Genomic DNA, 592 nt, shown 5'->3' on the forward strand with positions numbered 1-592 from the left:
CACGTTGCCTGCGGTGTTATTCAAGTTCGCGACGTTCAAGGTCGCGTTGCCGGCCACGGCCTGCAACTGGCCCTTGGCATTGTCGATGTTGCCACTATTCAATGCCAGGTTGCGCCCTGCGGCCACAATCCCTTCGGTATTGTCCAGGCTGCCGACGTTCAACTCGGCATCCTGTGCCGCCACGATGCGGCCCTTGTTGTTCAGCAACGCATCCGCTTTCACCAGCGCATCGCCATTGCCTTCGATCTTGCCGCCCGTATTGTCCAGCACGCCGACAGCATTGATGTTCATCAAACCGCTACCCGTTTGCGCCAGGCTGCCGGTGCGATTGTCCAGCGTGCCGGTGTTGATGGTCAGCTGATTGGCGATGGTGGTCGCATTGCGGTGATCCAGGGTCGCGGCGGTGATGTCGAGCTTGCCATTGCCCGTGATCTTGCCGAACTGGTTGTTGAACTGACCCGCGTGGATGGCCAGCACGCCGGCGCCTGCGTGTTCCAGCTTGCCATTGATATTCGTCAACACCGTCGCGTTCAAGGCCAAGTTATTGCTGTTGACGGCGATACGGCCGGCCGTGTTGTCCAGCTTGCCTGTG

General features: G+C 59.8%; 1 protein-coding gene. It reads right to left on the reverse strand.

What is annotated here, in order from left to right; translation table 11 throughout:
• Positions 1-592: hypothetical protein (locus tag IGS61_RS27765; protein WP_230542510.1), on the reverse strand; the 592-nt coding region annotated here is incomplete at both ends.

Source organism: Janthinobacterium sp. FW305-129 (assembly GCF_020858115.1).
GTDB lineage: Bacteria > Pseudomonadota > Gammaproteobacteria > Burkholderiales > Burkholderiaceae_D > Janthinobacterium.